The sequence below is a fragment of the Rhodococcus sp. TAF43 genome, assembly GCF_052113525.1.
In the GTDB taxonomy this organism is placed as follows: Bacteria; Actinomycetota; Actinomycetes; order Mycobacteriales; family Mycobacteriaceae; genus Prescottella.
Genome location: NZ_JBFRDL010000051.1, coordinates 25,797 through 32,996, shown reverse-complemented (window position 1 = coordinate 32,996; position 7,200 = coordinate 25,797). Strand labels below are relative to the sequence as shown.

Annotated in this window: 6 protein-coding genes; 4 read left to right on the top strand and 2 right to left on the bottom strand. The window is 63.5% G+C overall.

The window, feature by feature from the left end; translation table 11 throughout:
* Window positions 1-186 precede the first annotated feature (186 nt).
* The 4 genes from AB4Z09_RS24320 (at window position 187) to AB4Z09_RS24305 (ending at window position 4,988) form a co-directional block, all read left to right on the top strand.
* Window positions 187-1,188, top strand: coding sequence for an NAD(P)H-dependent flavin oxidoreductase (locus AB4Z09_RS24320; RefSeq protein WP_442240846.1), 1,002 nt, complete (start codon window positions 187-189; stop codon window positions 1,186-1,188).
* A 20-nt stretch (window positions 1,189-1,208) separates the two neighbouring features.
* A complete protein-coding gene (locus AB4Z09_RS24315; RefSeq protein WP_442240845.1) occupies window positions 1,209-2,366 on the top strand; it encodes an acyl-CoA dehydrogenase family protein in 1,158 nt (385 codons plus the stop codon).
* A gap of 926 nt (window positions 2,367-3,292) precedes the next feature.
* Entirely contained in the window at window positions 3,293-4,294 is a 1,002-nt protein-coding gene (locus tag AB4Z09_RS24310; RefSeq protein WP_174913447.1) for an LLM class flavin-dependent oxidoreductase, read from the top strand.
* A 97-nt stretch (window positions 4,295-4,391) separates the two neighbouring features.
* Window positions 4,392-4,988 carry a TetR/AcrR family transcriptional regulator gene (locus tag AB4Z09_RS24305; protein WP_174913450.1) on the top strand — a complete coding sequence of 199 codons (597 nt, stop codon included), beginning with the start codon at window positions 4,392-4,394 and terminating at the stop codon, window positions 4,986-4,988.
* Window positions 4,989-5,054: 66 nt separating this feature from the next.
* On the opposite strand, the gene AB4Z09_RS24300 is transcribed toward AB4Z09_RS24305, so the two are convergent.
* Complete coding sequence (locus tag AB4Z09_RS24300; RefSeq protein ID WP_174913453.1) at window positions 5,055-6,155, bottom strand: nuclear transport factor 2 family protein; 1,101 nt, start codon at window positions 6,153-6,155, stop codon at window positions 5,055-5,057.
* Window positions 6,156-6,171: 16 nt separating this feature from the next.
* Window positions 6,172-6,915 carry an aspartate/glutamate racemase family protein gene (locus AB4Z09_RS24295; RefSeq protein ID WP_442240844.1) on the bottom strand — a complete coding sequence of 248 codons (744 nt, stop codon included), beginning with the start codon at window positions 6,913-6,915 and terminating at the stop codon, window positions 6,172-6,174.
* Window positions 6,916-7,200: the final 285 nt, after the last annotated feature.

Sequence of the window (7,200 nt, the reverse complement as noted above, 5' to 3'; positions counted from 1 at the left end):
GTTCCCTGCGGTTCGGCCCCATTCTCGACAGCGCACCGGAAACTTTGAGCGAGCGCGGTTTCCACGAAGCAACGGTCCGCTCCCCGAAACCGAACCGGCCACCGACGGCATCGAGTCCGTTCTATCGGGCCCGACAGGATCGGCTACCTGACCGATCATCGAGAACCTGTACAGCGAGGAGAAGTTGTGCTGTCTACCGCCTTCACCGAAACCTTCGGCGTCCGCCACCCCATCGTCCAGGGCGGCATGCAATGGGTCGGCCGCGCCGAACTCGTTGCCGCCGTGGCCAATGCCGGCGCACTGGGCATGATCACCGCGCTCACCCAGCCCACCCCGGACGACCTCGCCAAGGAAATCGCCCGCACCCGCGAGCTGACCGACCAGCCGTTCGGCGTGAACCTGACGATCCTGCCCGCGATCACTCCGCCGCCCTACGACGAATACCGGCAGGTCATCATCGAATCCGGCGTCAAGATCGTCGAGACCGCCGGCTCCAATCCCGCACCGCACCTGCCCCACTTCCACGCCGCCGGGGTCAAGGTGCTGCACAAGTGCACCAGCGTCCGGCATGCGGTCAAGGCCCAGGACGCCGGCGTCGACGGCATCAGCATCGACGGCTTCGAGTGCGCGGGACATCCCGGCGAGGACGATGTCCCGGGTCTGGTGTTGATCGCCGCCGCCGCCGAACAGATCACCATCCCGATGATCGCGTCCGGCGGCTTCGGCGACGGTCGCGGCCTGGTGGCCGCCCTCGCACTCGGGGCCGACGGCATCAACATGGGCACCCGCTTCATGTGCACCGAGGAATCCCCGATCCACCGCACCATCAAGGAAGCGATCGTCGCCGCGACGGAGACGGACACCGAGTTGATCTTCCGGCCGCTGCGCAACACCGCACGGGTGGCCAGCAACGCCGTCAGCCGTGAGGTCGTCGAGATCCTCGACCGCGGTGGACAATTCGAGGACGTGCGCGAGTTGGTCGCCGGGGCCCGCGGCCGGCTCGTCTACGAGAACGGCGACTCGGAGGCCGGGATCTGGACCGTCGGCACCGTCCAGGGCATCATCCACGACATCCCCACCGCAGGCGCACTCGTCGAACGCATCGTCGCCGACGCGGAGGCCCTGATCTCCGAGCGCCTCGCCGGGCTGCTCGGCAGCGACCGGGGAACCCACACCGTCAGCGCCTGATCCAGCGAGGAGCAAAGAGAATGCAGCGCACCCAGTTCGAAGCCGACCACGAGGCGTACCGCGAGACGGTTCGCGAGTTCCTGGCACGCGAGATCGAGCCGAACTACGAACGGTGGGAGCAAGAGCGGCTGATCAGCCGCTCGGCGTGGCTCGCTGCCGGCAAGTTCGGCATCCTCGGACTCGGCATCTCGGAGGAGTTCGGTGGGGCCGGCGTCACTGACTTCCGTTTCCGCCAGGTCGTCTTCGAGGAAGTCGCGCGGGCAGGCACCACCTCGTTCGGAACGGGGATCAACACTCAGGACGACATTGTCGTCCCGTACATCGCGAACCTCGGCACCGTCGAGCAGAAGGCCCGTTGGCTGCCCGGGATGGCCGCCGGTGAGGTGATCGGCGCGATCGCGATGACCGAGCCCGGTGCCGGTTCGGACCTCCAGGGCATTCGGACCACTGCGGTACGTGACGGCGACGAATGGGTGATCAACGGCCAGAAGACATTCATCACCAACGGAATCCATGCCGACGTCGTAATCGTGGTGTGCCGGACCGATCCCGAGGCGGGCTCGAAGGGCTTCTCACTGATCGTCGTCGAGCGTGACACCCCCGGGTTCACGCGCGGGCGAAAGCTGCACAAGGTCGGACTGGCCGGCCAGGACACCGCAGAGCTGGTCTTCGAGGACGTCCGGGTGCCGGCCGTGAACCTGCTCGGAACCGAGGGCGCAGGATTCATCCACCTGATGGAGAATCTGCCGCTCGAGCGAATCTCGATCGCCGTGAGTGCCATCACGTCCGCCCGCGCCGCCTACGAGTGGACCAAGAACTACGTGTTCGAGCGAAAGGCATTCGGAAAGCCGATCGGCGATCTGCAGAACACCCGCTTCGCGCTCGCTGAAATGCGGACGGAGATCGAGGTCACCGAATCACACATCGACCGCAGCATCCTCGCGCTGAACGCCGGTGAGCTCACTGCAGTGGACGCGTCGATGAGCAAGTGGTGGGCGACCGAACTCCAGAAGCGTGTCATCGACCGCTGCGTGCAACTGCATGGCGGCTACGGCTACATGATGGAATACCCGATCGGCCGCGCCTACGTCGATTCCAGGATCCAGACCATCTACGGCGGTACCACCGAGATCATGAAGGAGATCATCGGCCGGGATATCGCCGCCGAGTTCCGGTGACACGAACTCTCCGAACCACACCGGCGGGCATCCGGTGCGGAGGGAGATCGCCGGACTTCGGCTAAATGCGAACGGCGTACGCCACTGCGTCGAGCACCGGAAAGCTACTCCGATTCGACTGGCCCCGCGACGGTCTGGTTCTCAACAACAAAACGGCCCTGGTCTGATCGAGCCCCTGAGGCCGTACATCCGGCGAGCAGCGGTTCCGTCGGGCGTGCACACGGCGACCCGCCATGTGCACGCCCAGTGCTCGCCGGTCCGCCAATCGTCACCGGCACCATCCGCATCGGCCAGTCGTGCGACCGCCGCAGCGGATATCCAGGCATGCCCATCGACTGCCTCCCCCACCCATGCAGCCTCGAGAGCCTTTCCAACCCGAACGATCTCGTAGTCGGCCGGCGCACGCACCGCAAAGTCGGTGAAGGTGTCCCGATCCTCCAACAGGACCGCACCGAACTCGTTTACCACCAATTGCATGACTGCTCCTCAATCCTGAGTGTGCTGGGACGGCCGGGATTTTCCTGCCGAGGTTCGCTCGCGCCCGGGGTCCCACGACCGCCTCCGGCCGCGAGGCGCGACTCCCGGAGGGCCCCATGGGGACGATGCGTGCGCGACTCTAAGCCGACCTTGTTTCGAAACTCAAGTGGCGGAGCCAACTTCAGCGGCCGGAGCGTTGTCCCGCGCCACGACGCACCCCAAACCCTCCAATCCGCTGCCCTTCGCCCTGCTATCCGCGACTCCCGGGACTGCGAGTCCGGTCGCCGAACATACCCCAACTCGAGAGTCCCAGCGTCCTAGCACCTTTCGGCGTCATCGACACGCGCGACCTTGCCCCCAAGATCTTCGCTGAAGGTCTTGACGTGACATAAAACTAAAACTAACGTCACTTTTACCTATTGTGCTGGCACCACTGGAAGGAACATCACATGGAACTGGGCGTCATGAGCCTCGGCGACCACCTACCCAACCCGCACACGGGGATTCGCACTTCACAGGGCGAGCGTCTGCGCTCCATCGTCGACAGTTCGGTGGAAGCGGAGAGCTTGGGATTCTCCATGATCGCGCTGGGAGAGCACCACTTCAACGACTACATCATCTCTTCACCGCAGCTCATGCTCGCTGCAATTGCCGAGCGCACCGAGCGGATCCGGCTGGCCACTGCCGTGACCCTGCTGGCCACCTCGGACCCGGTCCGTGTGGCAGAGGATTTCGCAACGCTCGACCAGCTGTCCGGAGGTCGGGCCGAAATCGTCGTCGGACGCGGTATCAACCCCGAAACCTACGCGGCATTCGGTGGTCTGGACCCCAAGCAGGGCCACGCCATCATGAGCGAGAAGGTCCAACTGCTGGATCAGCTCTGGAACTCGAAGGAGCCCTTCGACTGGTCCGGCGAGTTCCGCGGACCGCTCGAGAACGTACAGCTCAAGCCCTCACCGCTCGCGAGCGCGCCCCGCTTGTGGATGGGCACCGGCACCACCGAGGAGTCCGTCCGACGCACGGCCGCACAAGGGCTGCCCCTGATGCTGCCGAGCATCTTTGCCCGCATCGACACCTGGGGCCCGCTCGTGAAGATCTACCGCGAGCTCATGGAGGAGCAGGGCAAGCAGGCGGTGGTCGGCTCCTGCAGCTACGTTCACGTCGCACCTGACAGCCAGACCGCACGCGAGCAGTGGCGCCCCTACCTGACCGGGTATGTCACGTGGGCACGCCAACTGCTCGGCAACAAGTCCCCCGTGAACTACGAGGAACTGATCGAGGGAACGGCTATGTGCGGCAGCCCCGAAGAGGTTGTCGAGCGCATGAACACGTTCAAGGAGATCATCGATCCCGACGTCCACCTGGCGGTCTTCGACGTGGGTGGGCTCCCGCACGAGATGCTCATGGACACGATGGCGCTGTTCGCCGCCGAGGTCATGCCCAAGCTGTAAGCGCATCCCCGTCAGCGATATCGATACAAACCAGGACTGCAGCGACAAGATCGAAGGGGCCATCAAGGTGCACACAACGAGTACCGGGCACCAGAGCGTGGGCACGAAGGGGCAGCAGACCGCACAGCTCATCAAGACCGCTGCACGCACCGTCTTCAAGCGCGACGGCTATCTCAATGCCAGGATGACAGATATCGCTGACGAGGCCGGCAAGTCTCCGGCCACGCTCTACAACTACTTCGACAACAAGCGGGAGATCCTCCACGCGATGTTGGAGGACTTCTTGAGCCGCGTCCTCGATCAGGGGAACCCTGATCCGCAGGGCGTGTACACCTCGGAATCACTGAGATCGGCCATCGCCGTGTTCTGGCGCACCTACACCGAGTTCCTTCCTGAATTGGTCGGAATCACGCACGCTGCGTCGGTCGAGGACGAGTTCCTGCAAGCATGGATGCAGATTCGTGAGGTAGGCGTCAAGCAGATTGCCGGACGAGTCAAAGTGCTTCAGCGACAAGGGCTAGTGGATCCGAAGCTGGATCCGTACGTCGCCGCATCAGCGCTCTCCTCCATGCTCGAACACAGTTGTTATCTGTGGCTGGGCATGGATGCAGGAGGGATTGGGCGACCTGGGTCGGATGACGAGGCGATCGGCACCCTCACCTACCTGTGGTCGCGTGCGCTGGGAATCGAATGACCTGAGCACGAATGAGCGCCGGTGAACACCGGCGCTCATTCGTTGCACGTCAAAGCAATACGACAATCAGTTCAGCAGCGAAGCTATCACCGGAAGTGATGCGTCGGCATCTCCACGCTGGCCTCGCATGCTCGACGGGGTTTGAGCCAACGAGCCTTCCGCGACGCCGTGGTCATGACGCCACTCGACAAAGGTTCGGTGCTCGACCATGCGCCAGCGACCGTCACGGCGCTCGAATCGATCGATGTATCGACCACCTGCAACGCCCTCGTAATCCTCACTTCGTCCGTCCCAGAAAGTAGTTGAGGGAGCAGTCGGCGGAACTCGGTGATAGGCGGTGACGTAGGTTTCCACTTCGGCGACGTCACCGTCGAAGGAAAACAGCATGTTGCCCGTCTGATGATGGGTCCGCTCGAGGGAGCCCATCGACACCCGGGCGTTCTCCACCATCTTCTGCCAAGGCAGCTCGTTTCCGATGAAGACAGTTTTCCCGTCCTCATGGAATACGCTCGCCATCAGTTCCCATCGGTTCCGATCCACTGCGTGGCAGAAGCGGTTGACAACATCGGCGATTTCCGCGCGGTCGACAAGCCGACCGGCGTCTACTCGACCGAGATCGTTTGTGCGCCAAGCCTCTACGACCGATCCCGAGATGCCGTCCTCTCGCTGTCCCCTCGCCTGCCCCGAGACAGCGGCAAGGCCGCCTTCTCGCGATGGACGGTGATTGCGCCACTCCGTGAGCAGGCGCCGGTCCGCAATCCGCCAGCGACCGTCGCGGAGTTCGAATCGGTCGATATAGCGAGCGCCGAGCATGACTTCGTACGCCTCACCCGTGCCACCGAAACCACCACCGACAGGCGCATCATGCGGAATGGCATGGAATGCCGTCACATACGTTTCGACGTGCGCGACGCTCCCCTCGAAAGCAATCATGATGTTGCCGACCTGGTGGTGCGTCGCCTCGACCGGCTCGAGAAGTGCGGAGCCTTGTGCGACGAATTCGCGCCAGCTTCCGCCGATCGATGACAATCGGCAGGTTGCGTCCTCGTGGAAAACCGAGTCCATCAACCACCAACGCCGACGATCCGTCGCATGGCAGTACCGATGGATGACATCTTCGATTTCGGCTCGGGCAGCTACTGATTCGAGTGTGTACGCAGTACTCATGTATCTCTGTCCCCTCCTACGCTTCGGCGGGCACGTTTGCCGGCAGATCACACGAAGCAGTGCCGTCGTCATTGAGGACACACACCGGGCAGTCTTCCTGATCGGCGCCGAGCGCGCCGTCCGCCGCCTGAACCATCTCGGCGAAGAGTTCCTGACGCTCCGATCGCGGCACCCGCGGATCCCGCGCCGGGCGCAAACCGAGCTCGATCAGCGTCTCGAGCTGGCGGTAGCCGGCCATCGTCGGGTCCACGATGGGGACGCTCGAGCGGGCAGCGAGGATCTCGGCGACCGGGCTCATGCAGTTGCACCCCAGGATGACCGACTTGGCGCCGTCCTGCACTGCGAGTTCGATCTCGGCCAGGATGCGCTCGATAATGTCCTCGCGTCCGGCCTTCATCTGGGTGAGGAAGTTGTCTTCATCAGCCAGAGTGCTCTGCTCAGCGTGGGTTGAGACGTAGCGTACCGAGATACACTGCCGTCCAACAGGGTTATCGCGCAGTAGACGCTCGTAGACGAAGTCCATCGTCTCCGGCCAGATCGTGACGATGCTGAACTTCTCGCCGAGAGCCGCTGCTGCCAGCAGGCTTGCCTCACCGCTACCGACCACCGGGATATCGGAGGCGGCGCGCGCTGCTGCCAGACCGTAGTCCGGAACCCCGCCGATCAGAACTCCGGCGCACCCGTCGCGAGCGGCCCGCATTGCAGCCTCCGCGTAGACGACATCGGAGAGCAGGAGGTCGACCGCGTCGATCGGCGCCACTCGGATCTCCGTGTACACCGACTCGACGGAGTACCCGGGCGCGATCAGGCGATCGGGAACCGGGCTCTTCTGCTGGCCGGTATTCATTTCGAGATATGCGATCCGCTTGGTCAACTGAGCCTGCCTGACTTCGAGGTGATTCGAGCCACTTCCAGCGACTCCTGTGAGGAGGCTATCAGAAGGTGTTTCTACGACGAAGAAGAAGAATCCCTATCTCGAAAGGCCGGAAAGACTTGTACAACACACAGATACAGCAAATCCCGAGCAGTGCGACAATCGCACTGC

What these genes read in the sequence shown, in the direction of transcription:
- AB4Z09_RS24315 (WP_442240845.1), top strand. Translation starts at nt 1,209, where the DNA reads ATGCAGCGCACCCAGTTCGAAGCCGACCACGAGGCGTACCGCGAGACG.
- AB4Z09_RS24310 (WP_174913447.1), top strand. Translation starts at nt 3,293, where the DNA reads ATGGAACTGGGCGTCATGAGCCTCGGCGACCACCTACCCAACCCGCAC.
- AB4Z09_RS24300 (WP_174913453.1), bottom strand. Translation starts at nt 6,155, where the DNA reads ATGAGTACTGCGTACACACTCGAATCAGTAGCTGCCCGAGCCGAAATC.